The 26985-nt window shown below is 55.7% G+C and carries 28 protein-coding genes and 1 pseudogene; 10 read left to right on the top strand and 19 right to left on the bottom strand.

Translation table 11 applies throughout. From position 1 onward, the window contains the following. The 9 genes from ADJ24_RS08960 to fkpA all read right to left on the bottom strand — a co-directional run. Positions 1-185, bottom strand: a 185-nt coding sequence (locus ADJ24_RS08960; protein ID WP_044347782.1) for a GTP-binding protein, incomplete at its 3' end; no start/stop codon positions are given. 69 nt (positions 186-254) lie between these two features. Next, on the bottom strand, positions 255-2369 hold the full coding sequence (gene fusA, locus ADJ24_RS08955) for an elongation factor G (protein ID WP_008503004.1): 2115 nt from the start codon (positions 2367-2369) through the stop codon (positions 255-257). A 96-nt stretch (positions 2370-2465) separates the two neighbouring features. Then, complete coding sequence (gene rpsG / locus ADJ24_RS08950) at positions 2466-2936, bottom strand: 30S ribosomal protein S7 (RefSeq protein WP_004106370.1); 471 nt, start codon at positions 2934-2936, stop codon at positions 2466-2468. 96 nt (positions 2937-3032) lie between these two features. Further along, complete coding sequence (gene rpsL / locus ADJ24_RS08945; RefSeq protein ID WP_000246815.1) at positions 3033-3407, bottom strand: 30S ribosomal protein S12; 375 nt, start codon at positions 3405-3407, stop codon at positions 3033-3035. Between the two features lie 124 nt (positions 3408-3531). Then, on the bottom strand, positions 3532-3819 hold the full coding sequence (gene tusB / locus ADJ24_RS08940; protein WP_023309457.1) for a sulfurtransferase complex subunit TusB: 288 nt from the start codon (positions 3817-3819) through the stop codon (positions 3532-3534). A gap of 7 nt (positions 3820-3826) precedes the next feature. Then, positions 3827-4186, bottom strand: coding sequence for a sulfurtransferase complex subunit TusC (tusC, locus tag ADJ24_RS08935; protein ID WP_023309458.1), 360 nt, complete (start codon positions 4184-4186; stop codon positions 3827-3829). Continuing rightward, positions 4186-4572, bottom strand: a complete 387-nt coding sequence (gene tusD, locus ADJ24_RS08930) for a sulfurtransferase complex subunit TusD (RefSeq protein ID WP_023309459.1) — start codon at positions 4570-4572, stop codon at positions 4186-4188. The genes tusC and tusD overlap by 1 nt, the downstream gene beginning before the upstream one ends. After that, positions 4572-5294: a helix-turn-helix transcriptional regulator gene (locus ADJ24_RS08925; RefSeq protein ID WP_003861697.1), complete on the bottom strand. Its 723-nt coding sequence runs from the start codon at positions 5292-5294 to the stop codon at positions 4572-4574. Before ADJ24_RS08925 ends, tusD begins: the two co-directional genes overlap by 1 nt. A gap of 165 nt (positions 5295-5459) precedes the next feature. Further along, positions 5460-6278, bottom strand: a complete 819-nt coding sequence (gene fkpA, locus ADJ24_RS08920; RefSeq protein ID WP_023309460.1) for an FKBP-type peptidyl-prolyl cis-trans isomerase — start codon at positions 6276-6278, stop codon at positions 5460-5462. Positions 6279-6516: 238 nt separating this feature from the next. On the opposite strand from fkpA, the gene ADJ24_RS08915 reads away from it, so the two are divergent. After that, positions 6517-6735: a protein SlyX gene (locus tag ADJ24_RS08915; RefSeq protein WP_023309461.1), complete on the top strand. Its 219-nt coding sequence runs from the start codon at positions 6517-6519 to the stop codon at positions 6733-6735. A gap of 55 nt (positions 6736-6790) precedes the next feature. Here ADJ24_RS08915 and slyD read toward each other — a convergent pair whose 3' ends face one another. From slyD to kefG, 4 genes are all read right to left on the bottom strand, one after another. After that, positions 6791-7381, bottom strand: coding sequence for a peptidylprolyl isomerase (slyD, locus tag ADJ24_RS08910; RefSeq protein ID WP_014833521.1), 591 nt, complete (start codon positions 7379-7381; stop codon positions 6791-6793). Positions 7382-7475: 94 nt separating this feature from the next. Then, positions 7476-7676 carry a YheV family putative zinc ribbon protein gene (locus ADJ24_RS08905; RefSeq protein ID WP_010436300.1) on the bottom strand — a complete coding sequence of 67 codons (201 nt, stop codon included), beginning with the start codon at positions 7674-7676 and terminating at the stop codon, positions 7476-7478. 13 nt (positions 7677-7689) lie between these two features. After that, a complete protein-coding gene (gene kefB / locus ADJ24_RS08900) occupies positions 7690-9495 on the bottom strand; it encodes a glutathione-regulated potassium-efflux system protein KefB (protein ID WP_023309462.1) in 1806 nt (601 codons plus the stop codon). Next, on the bottom strand, positions 9495-10049 hold the full coding sequence (gene kefG / locus ADJ24_RS08895) for a glutathione-regulated potassium-efflux system ancillary protein KefG (RefSeq protein ID WP_021242220.1): 555 nt from the start codon (positions 10047-10049) through the stop codon (positions 9495-9497). The genes kefB and kefG overlap by 1 nt, the downstream gene beginning before the upstream one ends. Before the next feature lie 135 nt (positions 10050-10184). Between kefG and ADJ24_RS08890 the strand changes: the two genes are divergently transcribed. From ADJ24_RS08890 to ADJ24_RS08875, 4 genes are all read left to right on the top strand, one after another. Further along, on the top strand, positions 10185-12089 hold the full coding sequence (locus ADJ24_RS08890) for an ABC transporter ATP-binding protein (RefSeq protein ID WP_023309463.1): 1905 nt from the start codon (positions 10185-10187) through the stop codon (positions 12087-12089). A 112-nt stretch (positions 12090-12201) separates the two neighbouring features. Then, positions 12202-13224: a hydrolase gene (locus ADJ24_RS08885; protein WP_039263094.1), complete on the top strand. Its 1023-nt coding sequence runs from the start codon at positions 12202-12204 to the stop codon at positions 13222-13224. Further along, the gene (locus ADJ24_RS08880; protein ID WP_008503016.1) at positions 13221-13439 is read left to right on the top strand and encodes a YheU family protein; all 219 of its coding nucleotides are present in this window, start codon (positions 13221-13223) and stop codon (positions 13437-13439) included. The genes ADJ24_RS08885 and ADJ24_RS08880 overlap by 4 nt, the downstream gene beginning before the upstream one ends. A 30-nt stretch (positions 13440-13469) precedes the next feature. After that, on the top strand, positions 13470-14339 hold the full coding sequence (locus ADJ24_RS08875; protein WP_023309465.1) for a phosphoribulokinase: 870 nt from the start codon (positions 13470-13472) through the stop codon (positions 14337-14339). Between the two features lie 66 nt (positions 14340-14405). On the opposite strand, the gene ADJ24_RS08870 is transcribed toward ADJ24_RS08875, so the two are convergent. Continuing rightward, positions 14406-14810 (bottom strand): OsmC family protein, encoded by a 405-nt coding sequence (locus ADJ24_RS08870; RefSeq protein WP_023309466.1) that lies wholly within the window; start codon positions 14808-14810, stop codon positions 14406-14408. A gap of 311 nt (positions 14811-15121) precedes the next feature. On the opposite strand from ADJ24_RS08870, the gene crp reads away from it, so the two are divergent. Both crp and ADJ24_RS08860 read left to right on the top strand, forming a co-directional pair. Continuing rightward, positions 15122-15754, top strand: a complete 633-nt coding sequence (gene crp / locus ADJ24_RS08865) for a cAMP-activated global transcriptional regulator CRP (protein ID WP_000242758.1) — start codon at positions 15122-15124, stop codon at positions 15752-15754. A 57-nt stretch (positions 15755-15811) separates the two neighbouring features. Continuing rightward, positions 15812-17898: pseudogene (locus tag ADJ24_RS08860) on the top strand (YccS/YhfK family putative transporter). On the opposite strand, the gene argD reads toward ADJ24_RS08860, so the two are convergent. The 4 genes from argD to ppiA form a co-directional block, all read right to left on the bottom strand. Further along, positions 17895-19115, bottom strand: coding sequence for a bifunctional acetylornithine/succinyldiaminopimelate transaminase (gene argD, locus ADJ24_RS08855; RefSeq protein ID WP_023309468.1), 1221 nt, complete (start codon positions 19113-19115; stop codon positions 17895-17897). The pseudogene ADJ24_RS08860 and the gene argD sit on opposite strands and share 4 nt — an antisense overlap. 87 nt (positions 19116-19202) lie before the next feature. Further along, positions 19203-19766, bottom strand: a complete 564-nt coding sequence (gene pabA / locus ADJ24_RS08850; protein ID WP_048702305.1) for an aminodeoxychorismate synthase component 2 — start codon at positions 19764-19766, stop codon at positions 19203-19205. Between the two features lie 30 nt (positions 19767-19796). After that, the gene (locus ADJ24_RS08845; protein WP_023309470.1) at positions 19797-20381 is read right to left on the bottom strand and encodes a putative adenosine monophosphate-protein transferase Fic; all 585 of its coding nucleotides are present in this window, start codon (positions 20379-20381) and stop codon (positions 19797-19799) included. 106 nt (positions 20382-20487) lie between these two features. Further along, positions 20488-21060: a peptidylprolyl isomerase A gene (gene ppiA, locus ADJ24_RS08840; protein ID WP_023309471.1), complete on the bottom strand. Its 573-nt coding sequence runs from the start codon at positions 21058-21060 to the stop codon at positions 20488-20490. A 279-nt stretch (positions 21061-21339) separates the two neighbouring features. On the opposite strand from ppiA, the gene tsgA reads away from it, so the two are divergent. Further along, positions 21340-22521 carry an MFS transporter TsgA gene (gene tsgA / locus ADJ24_RS08835; protein WP_023309472.1) on the top strand — a complete coding sequence of 394 codons (1182 nt, stop codon included), beginning with the start codon at positions 21340-21342 and terminating at the stop codon, positions 22519-22521. 3 nt (positions 22522-22524) lie between these two features. Here the strand turns inward: tsgA and ADJ24_RS08830 are convergent, their stop codons facing one another. Next, positions 22525-23841 (bottom strand): cytosine deaminase, encoded by a 1317-nt coding sequence (locus ADJ24_RS08830; RefSeq protein ID WP_023309473.1) that lies wholly within the window; start codon positions 23839-23841, stop codon positions 22525-22527. Between the two features lie 239 nt (positions 23842-24080). Here ADJ24_RS08830 and nirB point away from each other — a divergent pair, with 239 nt between their 5' ends. After that, positions 24081-26624, top strand: coding sequence for a nitrite reductase large subunit NirB (gene nirB, locus ADJ24_RS08825; protein ID WP_023309474.1), 2544 nt, complete (start codon positions 24081-24083; stop codon positions 26622-26624). Further along, positions 26621-26947 (top strand): nitrite reductase small subunit NirD, encoded by a 327-nt coding sequence (gene nirD, locus ADJ24_RS08820; protein ID WP_023309475.1) that lies wholly within the window; start codon positions 26621-26623, stop codon positions 26945-26947. Before nirB ends, nirD begins: the two co-directional genes overlap by 4 nt. Positions 26948-26985 lie beyond the last annotated feature (38 nt).

Here is a 26985-nt window from a genome sequence, read left to right as displayed (position 1 = left end):
GTGATACCACGAGCTTTTTCTTCTGGTGCGTTATCGATCTGGTCGAATGCACGAGCAGAACCACCGTAGGTTTTAGCCAGAACGGTAGTGATTGCAGCAGTCAGGGTAGTTTTACCATGGTCAACGTGGCCGATAGTACCAACGTTGACGTGCGGTTTTGTACGTTCAAATTTTTCTTTAGACACGGCTATATTCCTTACTATAGTGCTCTCCCCTGTGGAGAGAGCACGGGACTTAGGTTTTAATCCTGTGGATTACTTACCACGGGCTTCAATAACGGCCTGAGCAACGTTGTTAGGCGCATCATCATACTTCAGGAATTCCATGGTGTATGATGCACGACCTTTGGTCAGAGAACGCAGCTGAGTTGCATATCCGAACATTTCAGACAGCGGAACTTCAGCGTGGATCTTAACGCCAGTTACTTCGGATTCCTGACCACGCAGCATACCGCGACGACGGCTCAAGTCACCGATAACGTCACCGGTGTTCTCTTCAGGAGTTTCTACTTCAACCTTCATGATTGGCTCAAGCAGAACTGGTTTTGCTTTCTTAAAGCCTTCTTTAAAGGCAATAGACGCAGCCAGTTTAAACGCCAGTTCAGAGGAGTCAACGTCGTGGTAAGAACCGAAGTGCAGACGAACACCCATATCAACAACCGGATAGCCAGCCAGAGGGCCCGCTTTCAGCTGTTCCTGGATGCCTTTATCAACGGCTGGGATGTATTCGCCAGGAATTACACCACCTTTGATGTCGTTGATGAACTCGTAACCTTTCGGGTTAGAGCCCGGCTCCAGTGGGTACATGTCGATCACAACGTGACCGTACTGACCGCGACCACCAGACTGCTTAGCGTGCTTACCTTCAATGTCGGTAACTTTCGCGCGAATCGCTTCGCGGTAAGCAACCTGAGGTTTACCCACGTTCGCTTCAACGTTGAATTCACGCTTCATACGGTCAACGATGATGTCCAGGTGCAGTTCACCCATACCAGCGATGATGGTCTGGTTAGATTCTTCATCAGTCCATACGCGGAATGATGGGTCTTCTTTCGCCAGACGGCCCAGAGCCAGACCCATTTTTTCCTGGTCAGCTTTGGTTTTTGGTTCAACTGCGATGGAGATTACCGGCTCAGGGAATTCCATACGCTCCAGAATGATCGGGTGATCCGGGTCACACAGGGTGTCACCAGTGGTCACGTCTTTCAGACCGATAGCTGCAGCGATGTCGCCCGCACGAACTTCTTTGATCTCTTCACGTTTGTTAGCGTGCATCTGTACGATACGGCCAAAACGTTCACGCGCCGCTTTCACGGAGTTCAGGATGGTGTCACCGGAGTTAACCACACCAGAGTAAACGCGGAAGAAGGTCAGGTTACCCACGAATGGGTCGGTAGCAATTTTGAACGCCAGTGCAGAGAATGGCTCTTCGTCGCTTGCGTGACGCTCAGCCGGAGTATCTTTACCGTCGTCCAGGATGCCGTTGATCGCAGGAACGTCAACCGGGGATGGCAGGTAGTCAACTACCGCATCCAGCATCGCCTGAACACCTTTGTTCTTGAACGCAGAACCACAGGTTACCAGGATGATTTCGTTGTTCAGAACGCGCTGACGCAGAGCTTTTTTGATCTCTTCTTCAGTCAGTTCTTCACCACCCAGGTATTTCTCCATCAGCTCTTCAGAAGCTTCAGCAGCGGATTCGATCAGGTTCTGGTGCCATTCGTCAGCCAGGTCCTGCATTGCAGCTGGGATATCTTCGTATTCGAAGGTAACGCCCTGGTCTGCATCGTTCCAGTTGATGGCTTTCATTTTCACCAGGTCGATAACGCCGGTGAAGCCTTCTTCAGCACCAATTGCCAGCTGCAGCGGAACAGGGTTCGCGCCCAGACGGGTTTTGATCTGGCCAACAACTTTCAGGAAGTTAGCACCCATACGGTCCATTTTGTTAACGAACGCGATGCGTGGAACTTTATATTTGTTCGCCTGACGCCATACGGTTTCAGACTGTGGCTGAACACCACCAACTGCGCAATAAACCATTACCGCGCCGTCAAGAACACGCATGGAACGTTCTACTTCGATGGTGAAGTCAACGTGCCCTGGGGTGTCGATGATGTTTACGCGATGCGGTTCGTACTGCTTAGCCATACCTGACCAGAATGCAGTAGTCGCTGCGGAGGTGATAGTGATACCACGCTCCTGCTCCTGTTCCATCCAGTCCATGGTGGCTGCGCCGTCATGAACTTCACCGATTTTGTGGTTTACACCGGTGTAGAACAGAATACGTTCGGTAGTAGTGGTTTTACCGGCGTCGATGTGCGCACTGATACCGATGTTACGGTAGCGTGCGATGGGTGTTGTACGAGCCATTTGATTCCTCGTTTATATCTTTAGGCGTTCAGTTAAGTTACCCAGAGCGGGCGGCTTCTCTGAAGCGCCCGCCTGGTGACTAATACTCCGAAGGGATTACCAACGGTAGTGTGCGAACGCCTTGTTGGCTTCTGCCATACGGTGAACGTCTTCACGTTTCTTAACTGCAGTACCTTTGTTGTCTGCAGCATCAGAAAGTTCGTTCGCCAGACGCAGAGCCATGGATTTATCACCGCGTTTACGAGCAGCTTCAACGATCCAACGCATTGCCAGAGCATTACGACGAACCGGACGAACTTCAACTGGAACCTGATAAGTAGAACCACCAACGCGGCGGGACTTAACTTCTACGGTTGGGCGAACGTTGTCGAGAGCGACTTCGAAAGCTTCCAGTTCATTTTTACCAGAACGCTGAGCCAGGGTCTCAAGCGCGCTGTATACGATTGCTTCTGCAGTAGATTTTTTACCATCTACCATCAGGATATTTACAAATTTTGCCAGCAGTTCTGATCCGAATTTCGGATCTGGAAGAATTTTACGCTGACCAATGACGCGACGACGTGGCATGGGAATACTCCGTTGTTAATTCAGGATTGTCCAAAACTCAAAGAGTTTAGTTTGACATTAAGATAAATCAGTTTGGCCTTACTTAACGGAGAACCATTAAGCCTTAGGACGCTTCACGCCGTACTTGGAGCGAGCCTGCTTACGGTCTTTAACACCTGAGCAGTCGAGCGCACCACGAACGGTGTGGTAACGAACACCCGGAAGGTCTTTAACACGACCGCCACGGATCAGGATCACGGAGTGTTCCTGCAGGTTGTGACCTTCACCACCGATGTAGGAAGTCACTTCGAAACCGTTAGTCAAACGCACACGGCATACTTTACGCAGTGCGGAGTTTGGTTTTTTAGGAGTGGTGGTATATACACGAGTACATACACCACGTTTCTGCGGGCAGGCTTCCAGCGCAGGCACGTTGCTCTTTGCAACTTTGCGTGCGCGTGGTTTGCGTACCAGCTGGTTAACTGTTGCCATTAAATAGCTCCTGGTTTTAGCTTTTGCTTCGTAAACACGTAATAAAACGACCTCATACAATATGAGGACGCGAAATTTTAGGGCTACGTCGAAAAGGTGTCAAGAAATATACAGCGATCTCAAATCACCAGTTCATTTGACTGGCGTGCGTCACAGTAAGATTGACGAAATCAGTATAGCCAACCACGTCAATTTTGGTTGAAATTTGACCAGAAAGACCCCGCGCATCCAGATCGTCCTTCAGCGCAGAGACTGTTATGGGGGCATTCGTGAGAATTTCAACGAAACGACTGCCTTCCAGTGCGGCAAGCACGCCATCCTGAATCAGCAGCAGATCATCACCTTCGCGCAGCATACTCAGTAACGCGTCGATATCACATTGCCACGGTGAATGGCTCAGAGTATGGAGCATGTCAGCCTCAGAAAGTCAGAACGGTGTCGTAGTGGGAAAGGTGTTCGCGCAATGCAGCAGAAGACATGACTGTCACATCCAGCACGAAAGGCGTTGCCTCGTTTAAACCGCGCGCGGCCAGGGAGTCGGCACAGACATAGAAGGTTTCGATATCGTAAAGCGGTAACACTTTGAACGTTACGATGTAATCACGCGCCAGAATGGCCTGAGGCTGTTGCCCCGCCAGAAGCTGAAATACGCCGTCGCCCAAAAAGAAGACACCGATATCTTCGGTCAATGCTGAGGTCGCGAGCAGCGCATCCAGCCCTTCTCTGCCTGACGCATTGCCGTGCGGTGCGGAGGAAAAAACAAACGCGACACGCTTCATCAGAATTGCACCACTCTGTCGCAGGTCAATGCCGCCTGTGCCAGTGCACCCAGGCCACTCAACGAAAAGCCGGGCTGCAGGTTAGAACCCGATAAACCAAGACGCGCGGCTTCGGTTGCATCGGTCACGCCGCGGCGCAGTGCCGCCGCCACGCAGATGTGCAGTTCTACGCCCTGCTTTTCGTTTAATGCCTGCCAAGAACGCACCAGATCGAACTCGTCGCTCGCCGGTGACGTAAACTGATTCGCGTTATACACCCCTTCCCGATAGAAGAAGACGCTCGCCAGCTCGTGTCCGGCCGCCAGTAGCGCATGCGCAAACTGCAGCGCGCTGCTGGCCTGCTGAGTGCCGTACGCCGGGCCTGTCACCATTAACGCAAAACGCATTACTTGTCTTGTCCCAGGAAATCGCCGCTTTTGAACTGGCGAATGTAGAGGTAGACCGTGTGCTTGGAGATGTTCAGACGATCGGCCACCTGGTTGATGGCGTCTTTAATATCAAAAATCCCTTTTTCATAAAGATTGAGCACGATCTGACGATTCTTGGCGTTGTTCGAGACGTTGCGATCGGCATTCACCTCTTCAATCGTAAACTCAAGCGTCTGCGTCACCAGATCTTCAACAGAGGAGGCAAAGTTAACAGAAGAGCCAACATCCGGCGTTTCTGGTGGAATAAAGGTGCTCATGATTTGCGAGAATGGCACATCAAGGTTCATGTTGATGCACAGCAGCCCAATAACACGATGCTCGCGGTTTCGAATCGCGATGGTTTCTGATTTCATCAGCACGCCGCTTTTGGCGCGGGTGAAATAGCATTTGGAGACGCTGCTGTCCGCGCCGGTCATGTCATGCAGCATACGCAATGCAAGGTCGGTAATTGGCGAACCAATTTTACGGCCAGTATGCTCACCATTCGCAATGCGGATGGCGGAACACTTCAGATCTTGCAGGGAGTGCAATACGATTTCGCAGTGGGAGCCAATGAGCATCGCTAACCCGTCCACTACCGCTTCGTAGGATTTCAGAATATCGAAGTCGGTCTGATCGAAAGGACGTTGATCCAGCAAATCAAGTTCACTGGTTTCGTTGGTTAAAAGCGACCTGGACATGAAAAAACACTCCTTTTCAGGAGCCTGTCGTTAGGTTTTCAGGGCAGGCTCATTATCTACACGGACAACTAAATTAATACAGCGTGCGTAGCGCTTTCCAGTGTTAATTATATCTGCCCCACAATAAAAAAACCGCCGCCTGAAAGGCGGCGGTTTTTTTCAACATTACTTCTTAGCAGCAGCTGCTTTATCGTCAGCCGGTGCGTCTGCTTTCGCATCCGCTTTCGGTGCCGGTTTGATATCCAGCAGCTCTACGTCAAAGACCAGCGTAGAGTTAGCAGGGATACCCGGAACGCCGGTTTTGCCATAGGCCAGATCCGGTGGGATAACCATCTTGATCTTGCCGCCTTTCTTGATGTTTTTCAGGCCTTCAGTCCAGCCCGGGATCACACCATCCAGACGGAAGGAGAGCGGCTCACCGCGGGTGTAAGAGTTATCGAACTCTTTACCGTCGATCAGCGTACCTTTGTAGTTCACAACAACGGTGTCGCTGTCTTTAGGCGCATCGCCGGTGCCTTCTTTCTCAACTTTGTACACCAGGCCGGTAGAAGAGGTTTTTACACCCTTCTCTTTGGCAAAAGTATCGCGGTAGGCTTTGCCTTTCGCTTCGTTGTCTTTAGCGTCCGCGTCCATCTTGGTCTGCGCGGCACCCTTCACGCGCGCTTCGAACGCCTGCAGAGTCTGTTCAATTTCCTGGTCAGACAGCTTGCTCTTATCAGCAAATGCGTCCTGAACGCCCGCGATCAGCTGAGCTTTATCCAGTTTGATGCCCAGTTTCTCTTGTTCTTTCAGAGAGTTTTCCATGTAGCGACCCAGAGATGCGCCCAGTGCATAGGCGGATTTCTGGTCGTCATTTTTGAACGCCGCTTTGCTGTCTGCAGTGGCAGCAGGCTTCGCAGCAGTATCAGCAGCGAATGACAGCGGCGCGTTCAGCGCAACAGCCATCGTCGTCGCCAGCAGCGTTACTTTAAACAGTGATTTCATCCATATCTCCAGGGCCTGGGGACTCTCACCCCAGCGTTAAACGTAAATGAGTTACGTACTATAAAACGTTGCGGAAGAAATCTACAGACAGACACTTCCAATTCTCGCCACTTTTCAGACTATTTTTGTTTAAATAAGTTTCCTGCCAAAGGGATGCAGACTGTACTTAAGGATAAACTCAGTTAAACTGCGCCGCCGCAGGGCCATTATGGCGAATCTGAAACAAACGAGGTGAATGATGAAGGATACAGCAATAGAAGCGAGAATGGCTGAGCTGGAAAGCCGCCTGGCTTTTCAGGACATCACCATCGAAGAGCTAAACCAGACCGTGACCGCACATGAGCTCGAAATGGCAAAACTGCGGGATCATATGCGCCTGCTGACGGAAAAGCTGAAGGCCACGCAGCCGTCAAACATTGCCTCTCAGTCAGAAGAGACGCCACCTCCTCATTATTGAGGCGTAAAAAAAAGCGGGATTATTATCCCGCATTTTTATTTTCCGTATGACGGAATTAGTGGCAACCGCAGCCGCCGTTACCGCAACCACCTTTACCGTGGTCGTGACCATGGTCGTGATCGTGGCCGTGACCACCGCAGCAGCCGTCGTGGCCGTGATCGTGGTCATGGTCGTGACCGTGTGCACCGTGAACGTGGCCATGAGCCAGCTCTTCTTCGGTCGCTTCACGGATCGCAACAACTTCTACGTTGAACTTCAGGTTCTGGCCAGCCAGCATGTGGTTACCGTCAACCACGACGTGGTCATCTTCCACTTCGGTGATTTCAACAGGAACCGGACCCTGGTCAGTTTCAGCCAGGAAGCGCATGCCAACCTGCAGTTCGTCAACGCCCATGAACACGTCTTTAGGAACGCGCTGAACCAGATTGTCGTCATACTGACCGTAAGCGTCGTTCGCGCCTACAGCAACGTCAAATTTGTCGCCAACTTCATGACCTTCCAGCGCGTTTTCCAGGCCAGAAATCAGGGAACCGTGACCATGCAGGTAGTCAAGCGGCGCACTCACCGGAGACTCATCAACCAACACACCGTCTTCTGTACGTACCTGATAGGCCAGGCTGACCACCAGGTCTTTTGCTACTTTCATGATATCTCCTGAGCGTGGGAAAATTGCTGGCGCAGATTGTAGCGGAAATCTGCACCCGTGTACCCTTTAGCTTAAAAAAACTCAGGGCATATCGCTAGTCCGGATGAAAAATCCCGATAACTTGCTCTTCTTTGCGAACGTGATCGCGGGCCTCTTTATCGGCCTCACGCATCTGGTGACCGCACTTAACACACTCAACAACATCAATATTATTTTCCCGCCACATCGCCAGGGTATCTTGCGCCTGGCAGGTCGGGCATTTTGCACCCGCAATAAAGCGTTTACGTACAGCCATCTTTCGTTACCCTTTATTCAAATTCATCCCAGCCATCAAGCTGGCGTCGTTCCTGTTGCATCTCTCGCTGGAAGATCTCCTCCAGCTCGCGACGCGCTTCCCGCACGCGGGAGATCTGCGCCGTATCGGTATGTACCGGCATCAGCTCGCGCAACATCCGCATATCCAGCCGGCGGAAGTGCATCTGGGCGCGCTGCGCCTGATGCGGATGCATGCCGAGCGAGATCAGCGCCTTACGGCCCAGCTCCAGCGCACTGGAGAACGTCTCACGGGAGAAGTGTTTCACACCCGCCTGCAACAATTCGTGAGCTTCAACACGTCCCCGCGCACGCGCCAGAATATGCAGATGCGGGAAATGCTGCTGGCACAGCTCCACCAGCTTCATCGTGTCTTCCGGATCGTTACAGGTAATTACGATGGACTCTGCCGCTTCCGCCCCCGCCGATCGCAGCAGCTCGAGCTGGGTCGCGTCGCCGTAGTAAACCTTGTAGCCATATTTACGCATCAGGTTGACCGCGCTGATATCCCGTTCCAGTACCGTAATGCGCATTTTGTTCGCCATCAGCAAACGCCCGATAACCTGTCCGAAACGGCCAAAGCCCACCACAATCACCTGCGGCTTGTCGTCTTCCACCCACGGCGCTTCGTCTTCATCGTCCGTCGGGTTCAGGCGACGCGACAGCAGTTTATCCACCAGCTTCATCAGCAGCGGCGTGGTCATCATAGACAGCGTGACCGTCACCAGCAAAAGCGCCATCTGATCGTCTTTAAACAGCTTCTGGGAGGATGCGGTCGAGAACAGCACAAACGCGAACTCGCCTCCCTGGCTCAACACGCTGGCAAACTGCATGCGTTCCGAACTGCGCAGCCCGTAGATACGTGACATCACGTACAGCACCAGCATCTTCACCGCCACCAGGATGGCGACGCTCACGACCACCCACAGCAGATGGGTATAGAGCACACCGAGGTTAAGCGCCATCCCGACCGAAATAAAGAACAGGCCTAACAGCAGCCCTTTGAAGGGATCGATGGCAATTTCCAGCTCGTGACGATACTCGCTCTCCGCCAGCAGCACCCCGGCGATAAAGGTCCCGAGCGCCATCGACAGCCCCAGCGCGTCCATAAACAACGCCGATCCCAGCACCAGCAGCAGCGTCGCGGCGGTAAACACCTCGCGAACGCCAGACGCGGCAATAAAGCGGAACACGGGACGCAGCAGGAAACGACCGCCAATCAGCATGCCCGCGAAGGCCAACACCTTCATGGCGATTTTAGCCCAGTCGAAGTGATCGTCCCCGGAGCCCGCCAGCAGCGGCACCAGCGCCAGCGCCGGGATCACCGCCAAATCCTGGAACAGCAGCACCGAGAAACCCAGCTGACCGGCTTCGTTACGGTTCATCCCTTTATCGCGCATCAGCTGCAGCGCCATTGCCGTCGACGACATCGCAAGGCCGATTCCGCCTATCACCGCCGCTTGCCAGGAGAAATTCGTCAGCATTAACAGGCCACCCAGAATCGCGGCGCTGAACAACACCTGCGCGGCGCCCACGCCAAAGATAGAGCGTCGGAGCTGCCACAATTTCGAAGGATTCAGCTCCAGGCCGATGATGAACATCAGGAACACCACGCCCAGCTCGGAGAAATGGAGAATCTCATCGACATCGCTGATGAATCCCAGCCCCCAGGGGCCAATCGCGATCCCCGCCAGCAGATACCCCAGCACCGCGCCGATACCAATACGGGCTGCAAGCGGCACCGCAACGACGGCCGCAAATAAAAACAGCACCCCGGCGAGGAGTAAATTCGATCCTTCCATTAACGACCTCCTGCCGGAATGGGTGACGCCAGCCATTCACCATAGGCTCTGGCGTGGCTTGCCAGCTCTTTCGGATCCTGACGCCGCGCCCAGTAGACAATAATCGGGCTCATCCAGTGCATACGGCACATGGCCGCCGTCAGCTCGAATGGCCGCAGGATGTCGCTCATCGGATAACGGTTCAGCCCGTCGTGACGGTAAGCGCTTTCGGGTTCACCGGTCGTAATCACACTACGCCAGTACTTTCCCGCCAGCTGGTTGCCCCCCACCCCGCTGGAGAAGCCCCGGCTCAGCACGCGGTCCAGCCACTCTTTCAGCAGCGCCGGACAGCTATAGGTATAAAGCGGATGCTGGAACACAATCACGTCATGCTGACGCAGCAGTTCCTGCTCGTAAGGGATATCAATAAAGAAATCAGGATAGTGCGCGTAGAGATCGTGCACCGTTACGTTACTAAGCTGTGTGGCCGGCTTAAGCAGCACCCGGTTTGCCACCGAGTCCTGAGATTCCGGATGGGCATACAGCAGCAGCACTTTTGCTGTCTGAGACATCATTCCCCTCCCGGTCTTGTTTCTGTTTTTGTGTATCGTCGCTGTTTTGGGCTACCATGGCGGCCCGGTGCGGAAAATGGCCCACACCTTACATTATCATAATGACAAATTAACATAGTCGGAACATACGGCGCTTCTATGATTGTTTTCTCCTCGTTACAAATTCGTCGCGGCGTGCGCGTCCTGCTGGATAACGCCACTGCTACCATCAACCCGGGCCAAAAAGTGGGTCTGGTCGGTAAAAACGGCTGCGGTAAGTCCACCCTGCTGGCGCTGCTGAAAAACGAGATTAGCGCGGATGGCGGTAACTTTACCTTCCCGGGAAACTGGCAGCTCGCCTGGGTAAACCAGGAGACGCCGGCGCTGAGCGAACCGGCACTCGACTATGTTATCGACGGCGACCGTGAATACCGCAAGCTCGAAGCGGAACTTCATGCTGCTAACGAGCGCAACGACGGCCACGCCATTGCCACCGTTCACGGCAAGCTGGACGCCATCGACGCGTGGACCATTCGCTCCCGCGCCTCCAGCCTGCTGCACGGCCTGGGCTTCAGCAACGAACAGCTTGAACGCCCGGTCAGCGACTTCTCCGGCGGCTGGCGTATGCGTCTTAACCTGGCGCAGGCGCTGATCTGCCGCTCTGACCTGCTGTTGCTTGACGAACCGACCAACCACCTCGATCTCGATGCGGTTATTTGGCTGGAGAAGTGGCTCAAGAGCTATCAGGGCACTCTGATTCTGATCTCCCACGACCGCGACTTCCTTGACCCGGTAGTGGATAAAATCATTCATATCGAACAGCAAACGATGTTCGAGTACACCGGCAACTACAGCTCCTTCGAGCGCCAGCGCGCGACGCGTCTCGCCCAGCAGCAGTCCATGTACGAAAGCCAGCAGCAGCGCGTGGCGCACCTGCAGAGCTTTGTGGATCGCTTTAAGGCCAAAGCCTCAAAAGCCAAGCAGGCCCAGAGCCGCATCAAGATGCTGGAACGTATGGAGATGATCGCCCCGGCGCACGTGGATAACCCGTTCCACTTCAGCTTCCGCGAGCCGGAAAGCCTGCCTAACCCACTGCTGAAGATGGAGAAAGTCAGCGCGGGCTATGCCGACCGCATTATTCTCGATTCCATCAAGCTCAACCTGGTGCCGGGTTCACGCATTGGCCTGCTGGGGCGTAACGGCGCCGGTAAATCGACGCTGATCAAACTGCTGGCGGGCGAGCTTAACCCGGTCAGCGGCGAAATCGGCCTCGCGAAGGGCATCAAGCTGGGTTACTTCGCCCAGCATCAGCTGGAATTTTTACGCGCGGATGAATCGCCGATTCAGCACCTCGCGCGTCTGGCGCCGCAGGAGATGGAGCAGAAGCTGCGCGACTATCTCGGCGGCTTTGGCTTCCAGGGCGATAAGGTGACTGAAAACACCGAGCGCTTCTCCGGCGGCGAAAAGGCCCGCCTGGTGCTGGCGCTGATCGTCTGGCAGCGCCCGAACCTGCTGCTGCTCGATGAACCGACCAACCACCTGGATCTCGACATGCGCCAGGCGCTGACCGAAGCGCTGATCGAGTTCGAAGGCGCGCTGGTGGTGGTTTCGCACGACCGTCACCTGATCCGCTCCACCACGGACGATCTCTATTTAGTGCACGGCGGCAAAGTTGAACCGTTCGACGGCGATCTGGAAGACTACCAGCAGTGGCTGACGGACGTGCAGAAGCAGGAAAACCAGCCGGAAGAGTCAGCGAAAGACAACGCCAACAGCGCGCAGGCGCGTAAAGACCAGAAGCGTCGTGAAGCGGAGCTTCGCACCCAGACGCAGCCGCTGCGTAAAGAGATTACCCGTCTCGAAAAAGAGATGGAAAAACTCAACGCCACGCTGGCTGTCGTTGAAGAGAAGCTTGGCGATAGCGGCCTGTATGACCAGAGCCGCAAAGCGGAGCTGACCGACTGCCTGCAAACCCAGGCGAAGACCAAATCCAGTCTCGAAGAGTGCGAGATGGCGTGGCTCGACGCGCAGGAACAGCTGGAAGCGATGCTGCAGGCTGACTGACCTGTTTACCCCGTTTGAAGAACAGAATCCGTACCGGGTTCGGAAATCCAGCTTAAACGGGGTACAATTCGGAAAGTCTCGTAAATTTCCGACAAGAATCAGCATCGCGCTTATGACCCAAATCATTCCATCAGACTTCGACATTGCGGCCGAAGACAGCACTGAGTTCGTGCCTATGCGCGGCGTGGCCAATCCCCATTTGCAGACCATGCTGCCGCGACTGATCCGCCGCAAGGTTCAGTTCACCCCGCACTGGCAACGGCTTGACCTGCCAGACGGTGATTTTCTGGATCTCGCCTGGAGCGAAGCGCCTGAACAGGCTCGCCATAAGCCGCGTCTGGTGGTTTTCCACGGTCTGGAAGGCAGCCTGCACAGCCCGTATGCGCATGGGCTAATTGAGGCGGCAAAAGCGCGCGGCTGGCTCGGCGTGGTGATGCATTTTCGCGGCTGCAGCGGCGAACCGAATCGTCAGAAACGCATTTATCACTCGGGTGAAACCGAAGACGGGACGTGGTTTTTACACTGGCTGCGGGAAAATTATGGCACCGTGCCAACGGCCGCCGTGGGCTACTCGCTGGGCGGCAATATGCTGGCCTGTCTGCTGGCCAAAGAGGGCGAAAGCGTCCCGCTGGATGCCGCCGTCATTGTCTCCGCGCCGTTTATGCTCGAGCAGTGCAGCTACCACATGGATAAGGGCTTTTCCCGCGTCTATCAGCGCTACCTGCTCAACCTTTTGAAGGCCAACGCGGCGCGTAAGCTGAAGGCCTACCCGGATACCCTGCCGGTCAGCCTGCGCCAGCTGAAAAAGGTGCGCCGCATTCGCGAATTCGACGACCTGATCACCGCGAAAATCCACGGCTTCGCCGATGCGATTGACTATTATCGTCAGTGCAGCGCCATGCCGCTGCTCAGCAAGATCACGCAGCCGACGCTGATTATTCATGCCAAAGATGACCCGTTTATGGATCATCACTCGATCCCCGCTCAGGAATTCCTGCCCGACAACGTTCACTATCAGTTGACCGAGCACGGCGGCCACGTCGGGTTTATCGGCGGCACGCTGCGCCGCCCGAAAATGTGGCTTGAGGCGCGTATTCCTGACTGGCTGACCCCTTATCTGGACGGTGCAAAATGATTATTCCCTGGCAGGATCTGGCTCCCGAAACGCTCGATAATCTGATTGAAAGCTTTGTATTACGCGAAGGCACCGATTATGGTGAACAGGAACGCTCGCTTGAGCAAAAGGTCAACGATGTTAAGCGCCAGCTGAAAAGCGGCGACGTGGTGCTGGTGTGGTCAGAACTGCATGAGACGGTCAATATCATGCCCCGCAACGCGTTTCACGGCTGATCTTCCACCCTTTTCAGTCAGGGAGTTGCTATGTCTGCCAGACATCCGGTTATTGCCGTTACGGGGTCGAGTGGTGCGGGAACCACCACCACCAGCCTCGCATTTCGCAAGATTTTCGCCCAGCTGAATCTCCGTGCGGCGGAGGTCGAAGGCGACAGCTTTCACCGCTACACGCGTCCGGAGATGGACATGGCCATTCGTAAGGCGCGCGATTCGGGTAAACACATCAGCTACTTCGGCCCGGAAGCCAATGACTTCGGCCTGCTGGAACAAACCTTTATAGAGTACGGCAAGAGCGGCAAAGGGCAGTCCCGCAAGTATCTGCACACCTATGATGAAGCCGTACCCTGGAATCAGGTGCCGGGCACCTTTACCCCCTGGCAGCCGCTGCCGGAACCCACCGACGTCCTGTTTTACGAAGGATTGCACGGCGGCGTGGTCACCCCTCAACACGACGTGGCGCGCCACGTGGATCTGCTGGTCGGCGTGGTCCCTATCGTTAACCTGGAGTGGATCCAGAAGCTGACGCGTGACATGAGCGAGCGTGGCCATTCTCGCGAAGCGGTGATGGACTCGGTGGTGCGCTCCATGGAGGATTACATTAACTTCCTGACGCCGCAGTTCTCCCGCACCCATATCAACTTCCAGCGCGTGCCGACGGTGGACACCTCCAACCCGTTTGCCGCTAAAAGCATCCCGTCGTTGGATGAGAGCTTTGTGGTGATCCATTTCCGCAATCTCGAAGGCATTGACTATCCCTGGCTGCTGGCGATGCTGCAGGGCTCGTTTATTTCGCACATGAATACGTTAGTGGTGCCGGGCGGGAAAATGGGGCTGGCGATGGAACTCATCATGACGCCGCTGGTGGAGCGGCTGATGGAAGGGAAGCAGATCGCGTGAGCATGTTCCCTCTCCCAGTGGGAGAGGGTTAGGGTGAGGGCATCAACACGCACGATGCCCCATCAATCACGCCTCGATCACTTCATACGAATGCGTGATTTTTACCGCTTTCTCCAGCATTAACGCCACAGAGCAGTACTTCTCCGCAGACAGGTCCACCGCACGTGAGACCGCCGCGTCTTTCAGTTCTTTACCGGTGACCACAAAGTGCAGGTTAATATGGGTGAACAGGCGTGGCGCCTCATCGCGACGCTCTGATGTGAGTTTAACCTCACAATCCGTCACGTCATGACGTCCTTTTTGCAGAATCGACACCACGTCAATGGCGCTGCAACCCCCTGCCGCCATCAGCACCATTTCCATTGGGCTTGGCGCTTTATCGCCGGAGTTACCGTCCATCAAAATCTGGTGTCCTGACGCGGACTCGCCCAGGAACGTTAAACCTTCAACCCATTTCACGCGCGCTTGCATATTCATTTACTCCAACGTTGCATTTTTGGTGACAGATTACGCGTGCGTTACATTTCTCGCAATGGAAGGCGACCTGCATCATGCTGAAGCGAGACACCAGGAGACACGCGGCGAAAGCTATGCTAAAACACTCAGGATGCTACAGTAATACATTGACGTTACACGTGTATGCAGAGGACATCAAACTTTACTGGCTGCGAAACGTTACGGTAGCCGACTTCCCAGGGTATGGGTAAGAATTCGATTGCAACCCCAGAGTCCGGATGCATCTGATGACTCTGGTGACAGCTTATAACAGAGGATAACAGCGCATGGTGCTTGGCAAACCGCAAACAGACCCGACTCTCGAATGGTTCTTGTCTCATTGCCACATTCATAAGTACCCATCGAAGAGCACGCTGATTCACCAGGGTGAAAAAGCGGAAACGTTGTATTACATCGTTAAAGGCTCGGTGGCAGTGCTGATCAAAGATGAAGAAGGGAAAGAGATGATCCTTTCTTATCTGAACCAGGGCGATTTCATCGGTGAACTGGGCCTGTTTGAAGAGGGCCAGGAACGTAGCGCCTGGGTTCGTGCAAAGACAGCATGTGAAGTGGCTGAAATTTCTTACAAGAAGTTCCGTCAGCTGATTCAGGTTAACCCTGACATCCTGATGCGTCTTTCTTCCCAGATGGCGCGCCGTCTGCAGGTCACGTCAGAGAAAGTGGGTAACCTCGCCTTCCTGGACGTTACCGGCCGTATCGCACAAACCCTGTTGAACCTGGCGAAACAGCCAGACGCTATGACCCACCCGGACGGCATGCAAATTAAAATTACCCGTCAGGAAATTGGTCAGATCGTCGGTTGCTCCCGTGAAACAGTGGGCCGTATCCTGAAAATGCTGGAAGATCAAAACCTGATCTCCGCCCACGGTAAAACCATCGTGGTCTACGGAACGCGTTAATTCCGCTTAAACGGCGTGCCATCGCAAGGTGTCACGCCGTTTTTGTCTCTACTCCCCATGTGGCGCAGGCTGATCTATCACCCGGAAGTTAACTACGCACTGCGGCAAACGCTGGTGTTGTGTCTTCCTGTGGCCATAGGCCTGATCCTCGGACATCTTCAGCAAGGCCTGCTGTTTTCCCTCGTGCCCGCCTGCTGCAACATCGCCGGTCTGGACACGCCGCATAAGCGCTTTTTCAAACGCCTGATTATCGGTGGCTGCCTGTTTGCCGGCTGTAGCCTCGCCGTGCAGCTTCTGCTTGCCCGGGATATCCCGCTGCCGCTGATCCTGACCGTGCTGGCGATGACGCTCGGCGTCACGGCGGAAATCAGTTCGCTGCACGCCCGCCTGCTTCCCGCCTCGCTGATTGCGGCCATTTTCCGCTGAGCCTCGCCGGGAACATGCCGGTGTGGGAGCCGCTGCTGATCTACGCCCTGGGGACATTGTGGTACGGGCTGTTTAACTGGTTTTGGTTCTGGCTGTGGCGCGAACAGCCGCTGCGTGAATCCCTGAGCCTGCTCTATGTACAGCTTGCGGATTACTGCGAAGCCAAATATACCCTGCTCACCCAGCATACCGATCCGGAAAAATCCTTACCGCCGCTGCTGACGCGCCAGCAGAAGGTGGTGGACCTGATAAGCCAGTGCTATCAGCAGCTGCATATGCTCGCCGCCAACAAGAACCACGAATACAAACGGCTGCTGCGCACCTTCCAGGTCGGGCTGGATCTGCAGGAGCACATCTCCGTAAGCCTTCATCACCCGCAGGAGGTGCAAAAGCTGGTCGAGCGCAGCCACGCCGAAGCGGTGATCCGCTGGAACGCACAAACCGTGTCCGCACGTCTGCGCGTGCTGGCCGATGATATTCTCTACCACCGCTACCCGACGCGCTTTAACATGGAAAAACAGCTGGGCGCGCTGGAGAAAATCGCCCGCCAGCATCCCGATAACCCGGTCGGCCAGTTTGCCGCCTGGCACTTCAGCCGCATCGCCCGCGTGTTGCGCACGCAGCGCCCGCTTTATCCCCGCGACCTGATGGCGGATAAGCAAAAACGGCTTCCGTTATTGCCCGCGCTCAAAAGCTATCTTTCCCTTAAATCGTCCGCCCTGCGCAACGCCGCCAGGATTAGCGTTATGCTCAGTACCGCCAGCCTGATGGGCATGGCGCTGCACCTGCCGAAACCGTACTGGATCTTAATGACCGTGCTGTTTGTCACCCAGAACGGCTACGGCGCCACGCGGGTGCGTATTCTGCACAGGGCTGGCGGAACGATGGCCGGGCTGATCATTGCGGGCGTAACGCTGCACTTCCACGTGCCGGAAGGCTATACCCTGGCAGGCATGCTGGCGATCACGCTGGTGAGCTACCTGATTATCCGCAAAAATTACGGCTGGGCGATGGTGGGCTTTACGGTGACGGCGGTATATACCCTGCAGCTGCTCACGCTCAATGGCGAACAGTTTATTATCGCTAGGCTGATTGATACCCTGATCGGCTGCCTGATTGCCTTTGGCGGAATGGTCTGGCTGTGGCCGCAGTGGCAGAGCGGGCTGCTGAGGCAGAACGCCCACGACGCGCTGGAAGCCGACCAGCAGGCTATTCGCCTGATCCTGAGCGACGACCCGCAGCCCTCCCCGCTGGCCTATCAGCGGATGAAGGTCAACCAGGCGCACAACGCCCTGTTTAACTCGCTCAACCAGGCGATGCAGGAGCCGGGCTTTAACTCGCACTATCTGGCAGACATGAAGCTCTGGGTGACGCACAGCCAGTTTATCGTCGAGCACATTAACGCCATGACCACGCTGGCGCGCGAGCACACGATGCTGACGCCGGATCTGGCGCAGCGCTATTTGCAGTCGTGTGAAATTGCGTTGCAGAGGTGTCAGCAACGTCTGGAGTATGACGCGCCGGGCGAGTCGGGCGACTCAAACATTCTGGAAGCGCCGGAGACGTTAACCCACGGGCCAATGAGCACGCTGGAGCAGCATTTGCAGCGCGTTCTGGGGCATCTGAACACCATGCACACCATTTCGTCGGTGGCATGGCGTCAGCGTCCGCATCACGGCATTTGGTTAACGCGTCGGTTAAAGCGAACCGAGTATTAGCCTTTAACGATCTTCGCGACCGCCGAGGCAAAGCGGGTTAACCCCTCTTCGATGTCTTTGTCTTCTACCACCAGCGACGGCGCAAAGCGCATCACGTCCGGCCCGGCATTGAGCACCATCACTCCTTCGTGCGCGGCGGCGTGCAGGAAGTCGCGCGCGCGACCTTTGTACTGCGGCTTCAGCTCGGCGCCAATCAACAGCCCCATCCCGCGGATTTCGCTGAACACATCGTACTGCTCATCAATCTTTTGCAGGTGTTTTACGAACAGCTCGCGCTTCGCGCTCACGGCGTTCAACACCTCCGGCGTGTTGATAATGTCGAATGCAGCGCCCGCCACGGCGGTCGCCAGCGGGTTACCGCCGTAGGTAGAGCCGTGAGAGCCGATGTGGAACGCGGAGGCGATCTCCTGCGTCGTCAGTACCGCACTCACCGGGAAACCACCGCCGAGCGCTTTGGCGCTGGTCAGGATGTCCGGCGTAACGCCGTAGTGCATATACGCGAACAGATCGCCGGTACGCCCCATCCCGCACTGCACTTCATCAAAGACCAGCAGCGCCTGATGTTCGTCGCACAGCGCGCGCAGCCCTTTCAGGAATTCCGGAGTTGCCGCGGTCACGCCGCCTTCGCCCTGGATCGGCTCGACCACCACCGCGCAGGTATGGTCGTCCATCACCGCTTTCACCGCATGCAGATCGTTAAACGGCACGTGGACAATATCGGCCGGCTTCGGGCCAAACCCGTCAGAATACTTTGGCTGGCCGCCAACGGAGACGGTAAAGAAAGAGCGTCCGTGGAAGGCATTGTGGAAGGCGATGATTTTGGTTTTGTACGGGCTGTGGCGCGTTGTTGCGTAGTAGCGCGCCAGCTTAAAAGCGGTTTCGTTGGCTTCGGTGCCGGAGTTCATAAACAGCACGCGCTCGGCAAAGGTCGCATCAATGATCTTGCGGCCCAGGCGCAGCGCCGGTTCGTTGGTGAACACGTTGCTGGTGTGCCACAGGGTTTCGCCCTGGGTTTTCAGCGCCTCAACCAGCGCGGGATGGCAATGACCCAGCGCCGTGACCGCAATACCGCCCGCGAAATCCACATACTCTTTACCCTGCTGATCCCATATGCGGCTGCCCTTTCCCTTCACCGGGATAAACTCAGCCGGTGCATAAATCGGCAGGATCACTTCATCAAATGTCGCGCGGGTAATTGCTGGTTGTTCAGTTGCCATGTCATGACCATCCATTTTTATGTCACAGTTATTGTGAAAATATAATCACAAAATATGCATAAAAAATCACAGCAAGGCAACAGATATTCAGCGATTGAGGAAATTTGCCAGCAGCGCGTGCCCCTGCTCGCTGAGGATGCTTTCCGGGTGGAACTGCACGCCTTCGAGGTCCCATTCGCGGTGGCGAATCCCCATGATCTCCTGCGTATCGCTCCAGGCGGTCACCTCAAAGCAGTCGGGCAGGGTCGACGGGTCAATCACCAGGGAATGGTAGCGCGTCACGGTTAGCGGATTATTGAGCCCCGTGAATACCCCGGTGCCGGCGTGGGTGACCGGAGAGATTTTACCGTGCATCACTTTCTCGGCGCGCACGATGGTGGCACCAAACGCCTGGGCAATCGCCTGATGGCCCAGACAGACGCCCAGGATCGGCAGCTTGCCGGCATAGTACTGGATAGCATCCAGAGAAATACCCGATTCCGACGGCGTACACGGCCCAGGAGAAATCACGATTTTCTGCAGAGCCAGCGTCCCGATATCGGCCAGTCCGACCTCGTCGTTACGGCGGACAACCACCTCTGCACCCAGTTCACAAAAATACTGGTAAAGGTTCCAGGTGAAGGAATCGTAGTTATCAATCAGCAGAATCATGGCGGCTCCCGAAAAAAATGCCGCCCTATTCTACTCAGATTCCCGCGCTTCGCTCACTACTTTGGCAAAGATAGCGTTTAGCGCGGTTAAATCTCCCGTTGCGCCGCTTCGGTTAGCCGCCACCCACTGGTCGGGATCGATATCGCGCCAGTCCAGCGAGTAGCCCGCGTGGAGCGCCAGCTGCTCAAAGAAAACGCGTTGGGCAATACCGTTGCCGCGCATAAACGGATGTAGCATGTTGATTTCGCAGTAATAGTGGCTAACCCGGTCAACAAACGCCGCTTTCTCAAGACCCACGAGATACTTTTCGCTTTCCAGCGCCGCCATCAGCTCGTTACCCATCTTCTCGATGTATTCGAAATGGCAGAAAGGAATGTCACCCTTAAAAATATCGTCAGTGCGGAACTCACCTGCCCGCTTCATCTCGCTGCGGTACAAATGACGATGAATAAGGCACAGATGGGGCAACCCGGGCGCGGAAGGCCCAAGCTCCAGCGTCTCAATATGGGGCTCTGAGGGACCATTACCTTTTTCAAGGAGACAACTGGCCTGTAAATTGACGTTACGCTGCTGTTCCCAGAGACGGGATTTTTGCTTGTCGGTGAGCTTTTTCACTTAACGCCTCCCTGAATAGTCCGTTTGCCACAAGTATAAGCAGCAAAACGCGCTTTCGCAGGGAGGGTTACAGAATGCGGGCAGGAGAAGCCCGCGTTCAGAAGAATTACGGCAGAACTTTTGCGGAGAGGATAACCACCGGTTTTGACGGCACATTCTGATAGGGACCGACGTCGTGAGTAGGCACCTGAGAAATCTTGTCGGCCACGTCCATCCCTTTCACGATTTTACCGAAAACGGCATAGCCAAAGTCGCGCTGACCGTGGTCGAGGAAGGCGTTATCCGCCACGTTCAGGAAGAACTGGCTGGTCGCGCTGTCTTTGTCTGCGGTACGCGCCATGGAGATGGTGCCGCGTTTGTTCAGCAGGCCGTTGTCCGCTTCGTTTTTGATTGGCGGATTAGGCTGTTTCTGCTGCATTTGCTCGTTGAAGCCGCCGCCCTGCACCATAAAGCCTGGGATCACGCGGTGGAAGGTGGTGTTGTTATAGAAACCACTGTTCACGTAGTCGAGGAAGTTTTTCACAGAAACCGGAGCTTTCTGGCTATTCAGTTCCAGCTCAATGTTCCCGGCGGAGGTGGTCAGCAGAACGTGAGGGTCCCCTTTGGCTGCCAGCGCAGCAGGGGAAACGGCAGAAAGAGCAAACACAGCTGCGACAGCCGCCAGTGTTGATTTGAGCATGAGAATTCCTTAACAAAGCGCAGTATAAAAAGCGAATGGCTTGATTCTAAAGAGCAGTATGAACGGAGACCAGCCTTTTACCTAATTTTACGAAATTGAAACAGTTGTAACCGCGCAAACGGTTGGCTTTGGCGCCATTTTGTGTGATCGAGATCACACAAAAACATGCAATGAAGTTCTAATTTCTCTTAAAAGATATGAATAGATCACTTTAATGTCTAAAATCTGCCCGCTCTCAGCGCCCTCCTGGGCGCTTTTCTTTTTCTGAACAGGCCAGACATGACTAACAGCAATCGCATCAAGCTCACATGGATCAGCTTCTTCTCCTACGCTCTGACCGGCGCGTTGGTGATCGTCACCGGGATGGTGATGGGGAATATCGCAGACTACTTCCAGCTGCCCGTTTCCAGTATGAGTAACACCTTCACCTTCCTCAACGCGGGGATCCTGATCTCTATCTTCCTGAATGCCTGGCTGATGGAAATCGTCCCGCTGAAAACCCAGCTGCGTTTTGGCTTTGTGCTGATGGTCGCCGCCGTGGCGGGCCTGATGCTGAGCCACAGCATCGCCCTGTTCTCCGCCGCCATGTTCGTGCTCGGTCTGGTGAGCGGGATCACCATGTCGATCGGTACGTTCCTCATTACCCACATGTATGAAGGCCGCCAGCGCGGCGCACGCCTGCTGTTTACCGACTCTTTCTTCAGCATGGCCGGAATGATTTTCCCGATGGTCGCGGCCGTTCTGCTGGCGCGCAGCATCGAGTGGTACTGGGTCTATGCCTGCATCGGCCTGGTCTACGTGGCGATCTTTATTCTGACCTTCGGCTGTGAGTTCCCGGTGCTGGGCAAGAAAGCGCAAACCACCGCCGAGCCCGTTGTGAAAGAAAAATGGGGCATCGGCGTGCTGTTCCTCTCCGTTGCCGCCCTGTGCTACATCCTGGGCCAGCTGGGCTTTATCTCCTGGGTACCGGAGTACGCCAAAGGTCTGGGCATGAGCCTGAACGACGCGGGTAAACTGGTGAGCGATTTCTGGATGTCTTACATGTTCGGCATGTGGGCGTTTAGCTTCATCCTGCGCTTCTTCGACCTGCAGCGCATTCTGACCGTGCTGGCCGGGCTGGCGACCGTGCTGATGTACCTGTTCATCAACGGTTCACCGGAGCATATGCCGTGGTTCATTCTGACCCTGGGCTTCTTCTCCAGCGCCATTTATACCTCGATCATCACCCTGGGCTCTCTACAGACCAAAGTGGCCTCGCCGAAGCTGGTTAACTTCGTCCTGACCTGCGGCACCATCGGCACCATGCTGACCTTCGTGGTCACCGGCCCGATCGTGGCCCACAGCGGCCCGCTGGCGGCGCTGCACACCGCCAACGGTCTGTATGCCGTGGTGTTCATCATGTGCTTCATCCTGGGCTTCGTGACCCGCCACCGCCAGCACAACGCGGCAGCATCTCACTAACCCCTACGCCCCTTTGCGCTCGGCAGAGGGGCTGTTTCTGGCAAAGCTTACCTCTTCTCCCCCGACGTCCGTCTGGATCCACGTCTGCGCCAGCTGCGTCGTGGCGATCACCCGTCCCTGACGAATCGACCAGCGCACCGGCACCTGGCAGCGCACCGCTTCAAACCCGCTCTCGGCAGGCAGAATAATCAGGTTCGCCGGGTTACCTGTCTTAATGCCGTAATCGCTCAGGCCGAAGGTACGGGCGCTGTTATGGGTGATGAGATTCAGGCCGCTGTCGATTTGCGGATAGCCCATCATCTGACAGACGTGCAGCCCCATATGCAGCACCTGCAGCATGTTGCCGGTGCCGAGCGGGTACCACGGGTCGAAGACGTCGTCATGACCGAAGCAGACGTTAATGCCCGCTTCCTGTAACTCTTTCACCCGGGTGATGCCGCGGCGCTTCGGATAGTCATCAAAGCGCCCCTGCAGATGAATATTGACCAGCGGGTTAGCGACGAAGTTAATTCCCGACATTTTCAGCAGACGGAACAGCCGCGAGGTGTAAGCGCCGTTGTAGGAGTGCATGGCGGTGGTGTGGCTGGCCGTCACGCGCGGGCCGATGCCGGCCTCATAGGCCAGCGCTGCCACCGTCTCGACAAACCGCGACTGCTCGTCGTCGATTTCATCGCAGTGGATATCCAGCGGACGGTCATACTTCTTCGCCAGTTCAAAAGCGATATGCAGCGACTGTACGCCATACTCGCGGGTGAACTCGAAGTGCGGGATCGCCCCCACCACGTCGGCCCCCAGCTTTAACGCCTCTTCCAGCAGCGCCGCGCCGTTCGGGTAAGAGAGAATACCTTCCTGCGGAAACGCGACGATTTGCAGCGTTACCCACGGGGCAACCTCCTGCTTCACCTCCAACATCGCCTTCAGGGCGGTGAGCGTCGGGTCAGAGACATCCACATGGGTGCGGACAAACTGGATGCCGTTGGCAATTTGCCACTTCAGCGTTTTCCAGGTGCGCGCTTTAACATCCTCATGGCTGAGTAACGCCTTGCGCTCCGCCCAGCGCTCAATGCCCTCAAACAGCGTGCCGGACTGGTTCCAGTTCGGCTCACCCGCGGTCTGGGTCGTATCAAGATGGATATGCGGCTCAATGAACGGCGGGATCGCAAGCCCGCCGCGCGCGTTCAACACTTCATAACTTTCGGCGTGGGTGTCGTCCATCGGGGTGATGTCACCAAATCGCCCGTTCTCAATGGCTAGCTGCCACAGCCCTTCCTGACCCGGTAAACGAACATTCTGAACAAGCCATAACGGTGCTGTAGACATACCCTTCCCCTAAAAAATGCCGCTGATATTCAGACGTATCGATTTTGGCAAAACTGCCCCTGATTTGTACACAAATTCAACGAGCGCGAAAAGCCTGCGATTTCCGCTACTTATAAAAATCCTGACAAATCAGTCATATACCACCTAAGGAGTAGGCGAAGACGTATTTGATTTGCATCAATAAGCGCCCCTGCTGAATCGTTAAGGTAGGCAATAATAGAAAAGAAATCGAGGCAATAATGAGCAAAATCAGACTCGCTATCATCGGTAACGGCATGGTCGGCCACCGCTTTATTGAGGATCTTCTCGATAAGGCCGATGCTGAGCAGTTCGATATTACCGTGTTCTGTGAAGAACCCCGCAAGGCGTACGACCGTGTGCACCTGTCTTCCTACTTCTCCCATCATACCGCCGAAGAGCTCTCTCTGGTGCGCGAAGGTTTCTACGAGAAGCATGGCGTAAAAGTGCTGGTGGGCGAACGCGCTATCACCATCAATCGTCAGGAAAAAGTGATCCACTCCAGCGCCGGGCGTACGGTTTTTTACGACAAGCTGATCATGGCGACGGGCTCCTATCCGTGGATCCCGCCGATCAAAGGCTCGGAAACTCAGGATTGCTTCGTCTACCGTACCATTGAAGACCTCAACGCCATCGAATCCTGCGCCCGTCGCAGCCGTCGCGGCGCAGTAGTCGGCGGCGGTCTGCTGGGTCTGGAAGCGGCAGGCGCGCTGAAAAACCTCGGCGTTGAAACCCACGTCATCGAATTTGCCCCGATGCTGATGGCCGAACAGCTCGACCACATGGGCGGTGACCAGCTGCGTCGTAAAATCGAAAGCATGGGCGTGAAGGTTCACACCAGCAAGAACACCAAAGAGATCGTTCAGGAAGGGACTGAAGCGCGTAAAACCATGCGCTTTGCCGACGGCAGCGAGCTGGAAGTGGACTTCATCGTCTTCTCCACCGGTATTCGTCCGCGCGACAAGCTGGCGACCCAGTGCGGTCTGGCCGTGGCGCAGCGCGGCGGGATCATGATCAACGACACCTGCCAGACCTCCGATCCGGATATCTACGCGATTGGCGAATGCGCCAGCTGGAATAACCGCGTCTACGGTCTGGTGGCGCCGGGCTACAAAATGGCGCAGGTCGCCGTGGACCATATCCTCGGCAGCGAAAACGCGTTTACCGGTGCAGACATGAGCGCCAAGCTGAAGCTGCTGGGCGTGGACGTGGGAGGCATTGGCGATGCGCATGGCCGCACCCCGAATTCCCGCAGCTATGTCTATCTCGACGAAAGCAAAGAAGTCTACAAACGCCTCATCGTTAGCCAGGACAACAAAACTCTGCTCGGTGCGGTGCTGGTGGGCGACACCAGCGACTTCGGCAACCTGCTGCAGCTGGTGCTGAACGCCATAGAGCTGCCGGAAAACCCGGACGCGCTGATCCTCCCGGCGCACGCGTCCAGCGGCAAGCCGTCTATCGGCGTGGATAAACTGCCGGACAGCGCGCAAATTTGCTCCTGCTTCGACGTCACCAAAGGCATGCTGATCTCCGCCATCAACAAAGGCTGCCACACCGTGGCGGCGCTGAAAACGGAAACCAAAGCCGGTACCGGCTGCGGCGGCTGTATTCCGCTGGTCACTCAGGTGCTGAACGCCGAGCTGGCAAAACAGGGCATCGAAGTGAACAACAACCTGTGCGAGCACTTCGCGTATTCTCGCCAGGAGCTGTACCACCTGATCCGCGTGGAGGGCATTAAGTCCTTTGACGAGCTGCTGGCGAAGCACGGTCAGGGCTACGGCTGCGAAGTGTGTAAACCGACCGTCGGCTCCCTGCTGGCCTCCTGCTGGAACGAGTACGTGCTCAAGCCCGAGCATACGCCGCTGCAGGACACCAACGATAACTTCCTGGCGAACATCCAGAAAGACGGTACCTACTCCGTGATCCCGCGTTCCGCTGGGGGCGAAATCACGCCGGAAGGGCTGGTGGCCGTGGGCCGTATTGCGCGTGAATTTAACCTGTACACAAAAATCACCGGCTCCCAGCGTATCGGCCTGTTTGGCGCGCAGAAAGACGATCTGCCGGAAATCTGGCGTCAGCTGATTGAAGCCGGCTTCGAAACCGGTCACGCGTATGCCAAAGCGCTGCGCATGGCGAAAACCTGCGTGGGCAGCACCTGGTGCCGCTACGGCGTGGGCGACAGCGTGGGCTTCGGCGTGGAGCTGGAAAACCGCTACAAAGGCATCCGCACCCCGCACAAAATGAAGTTTGGCGTCTCCGGCTGTACCCGCGAATGTGCGGAAGCGCAGGGTAAAGACGTGGGTATCATCGCCACCGAGAAAGGCTGGAACCTGTACGTCTGCGGCAACGGCGGGATGAAGCCACGCCACGCGGACCTGCTGGCGGCGGATCTCGATCGCGATACGCTGATTCAGTATCTCGACCGCTTCATGATGTTCTATATCCGCACCGCCGATAAGCTGACCCGTACCGCCTCCTGGCTCGATAATCTGGAAGGCGGCATCGATTACCTGAAATCGGTGATCATCAACGACAAGCTGGGTCTGAACGAACATCTGGAAGCGGAGATGGCGCGCCTGCGCGAGGCGGTGATCTGCGAGTGGACTGAAACCGTCAACACCCCGGCGGCGCAGACGCGCTTCAAACACTTCATCAACAGCGCCCAGCGCGACCCGAACGTACAGGTTGTGCCGGAGCGTGAACAGCATCGTCCGGCGACACCGTATGAACGAATTCCGGTCACGCTGGTGGAGGAAAACGCATGAGCCAGTGGATAAACATTTGCGATATTAACGACATCATCCCGGCCACCGGCGTATGCGCGCTGCTGGGAAGCGAGCAGGTTGCGATTTTCCGCCCTCGCCACGATGAACAGGTTTTTGCCATCAGCAATATCGACCCGTTCTTCGAGGCCAGCGTGCTCTCCCGCGGACTGATTGCCGAGCATCAGGGCGAACTGTGGGTCGCCAGCCCGCTGAAAAAGCAGCGTTTCCGCTTAAGCGACGGATACTGCATGGAAGATGAGAGTCATTCAGTGAAGCACTATGATGTCCGCGTGAAGGACGGCAAGGTGCAGCTGAAAGGCTAATCCTCCGCCTTTTCAATACGAAAAGCTTATGACCCCTT

It is taken from the genome of Enterobacter sp. 940_PEND (genome assembly GCF_001059415.1).
Taxonomy (GTDB): Bacteria; Pseudomonadota; Gammaproteobacteria; order Enterobacterales; family Enterobacteriaceae; genus Enterobacter; species Enterobacter cloacae_M.
Note: the sequence above shows the minus strand (reverse complement) of the source record. Positions and strands in the feature narration are given on the sequence as shown.

What these genes read in the sequence shown, in the direction of transcription:
- fusA (WP_008503004.1), bottom strand. Translation starts at nt 2,369, where the DNA reads ATGGCTCGTACAACACCCATCGCACGCTACCGTAACATCGGTATCAGT.
- rpsG (WP_004106370.1), bottom strand. Translation starts at nt 2,936, where the DNA reads ATGCCACGTCGTCGCGTCATTGGTCAGCGTAAAATTCTTCCAGATCCG.
- rpsL (WP_000246815.1), bottom strand. Translation starts at nt 3,407, where the DNA reads ATGGCAACAGTTAACCAGCTGGTACGCAAACCACGCGCACGCAAAGTT.
- tusB (WP_023309457.1), bottom strand. Translation starts at nt 3,819, where the DNA reads ATGCTCCATACTCTGAGCCATTCACCGTGGCAATGTGATATCGACGCG.
- tusC (WP_023309458.1), bottom strand. Translation starts at nt 4,186, where the DNA reads ATGAAGCGTGTCGCGTTTGTTTTTTCCTCCGCACCGCACGGCAATGCG.
- tusD (WP_023309459.1), bottom strand. Translation starts at nt 4,572, where the DNA reads ATGCGTTTTGCGTTAATGGTGACAGGCCCGGCGTACGGCACTCAGCAG.
- ADJ24_RS08925 (WP_003861697.1), bottom strand. Translation starts at nt 5,294, where the DNA reads ATGTCCAGGTCGCTTTTAACCAACGAAACCAGTGAACTTGATTTGCTG.
- fkpA (WP_023309460.1), bottom strand. Translation starts at nt 6,278, where the DNA reads ATGAAATCACTGTTTAAAGTAACGCTGCTGGCGACGACGATGGCTGTT.
- ADJ24_RS08915 (WP_023309461.1), top strand. Translation starts at nt 6,517, where the DNA reads ATGAAGGATACAGCAATAGAAGCGAGAATGGCTGAGCTGGAAAGCCGC.
- slyD (WP_014833521.1), bottom strand. Translation starts at nt 7,381, where the DNA reads ATGAAAGTAGCAAAAGACCTGGTGGTCAGCCTGGCCTATCAGGTACGT.
- ADJ24_RS08905 (WP_010436300.1), bottom strand. Translation starts at nt 7,676, where the DNA reads ATGGCTGTACGTAAACGCTTTATTGCGGGTGCAAAATGCCCGACCTGC.
- kefB (WP_023309462.1), bottom strand. Translation starts at nt 9,495, where the DNA reads ATGGAAGGATCGAATTTACTCCTCGCCGGGGTGCTGTTTTTATTTGCG.
- kefG (WP_021242220.1), bottom strand. Translation starts at nt 10,049, where the DNA reads ATGATGTCTCAGACAGCAAAAGTGCTGCTGCTGTATGCCCATCCGGAA.
- ADJ24_RS08890 (WP_023309463.1), top strand. Translation starts at nt 10,185, where the DNA reads ATGATTGTTTTCTCCTCGTTACAAATTCGTCGCGGCGTGCGCGTCCTG.
- ADJ24_RS08885 (WP_039263094.1), top strand. Translation starts at nt 12,202, where the DNA reads ATGACCCAAATCATTCCATCAGACTTCGACATTGCGGCCGAAGACAGC.
- ADJ24_RS08880 (WP_008503016.1), top strand. Translation starts at nt 13,221, where the DNA reads ATGATTATTCCCTGGCAGGATCTGGCTCCCGAAACGCTCGATAATCTG.
- ADJ24_RS08875 (WP_023309465.1), top strand. Translation starts at nt 13,470, where the DNA reads ATGTCTGCCAGACATCCGGTTATTGCCGTTACGGGGTCGAGTGGTGCG.
- ADJ24_RS08870 (WP_023309466.1), bottom strand. Translation starts at nt 14,810, where the DNA reads ATGCAAGCGCGCGTGAAATGGGTTGAAGGTTTAACGTTCCTGGGCGAG.
- crp (WP_000242758.1), top strand. Translation starts at nt 15,122, where the DNA reads ATGGTGCTTGGCAAACCGCAAACAGACCCGACTCTCGAATGGTTCTTG.
- argD (WP_023309468.1), bottom strand. Translation starts at nt 19,115, where the DNA reads ATGGCAACTGAACAACCAGCAATTACCCGCGCGACATTTGATGAAGTG.
- pabA (WP_048702305.1), bottom strand. Translation starts at nt 19,766, where the DNA reads ATGATTCTGCTGATTGATAACTACGATTCCTTCACCTGGAACCTTTAC.
- ppiA (WP_023309471.1), bottom strand. Translation starts at nt 21,060, where the DNA reads ATGCTCAAATCAACACTGGCGGCTGTCGCAGCTGTGTTTGCTCTTTCT.
- tsgA (WP_023309472.1), top strand. Translation starts at nt 21,340, where the DNA reads ATGACTAACAGCAATCGCATCAAGCTCACATGGATCAGCTTCTTCTCC.
- ADJ24_RS08830 (WP_023309473.1), bottom strand. Translation starts at nt 23,841, where the DNA reads ATGTCTACAGCACCGTTATGGCTTGTTCAGAATGTTCGTTTACCGGGT.
- nirB (WP_023309474.1), top strand. Translation starts at nt 24,081, where the DNA reads ATGAGCAAAATCAGACTCGCTATCATCGGTAACGGCATGGTCGGCCAC.
- nirD (WP_023309475.1), top strand. Translation starts at nt 26,621, where the DNA reads ATGAGCCAGTGGATAAACATTTGCGATATTAACGACATCATCCCGGCC.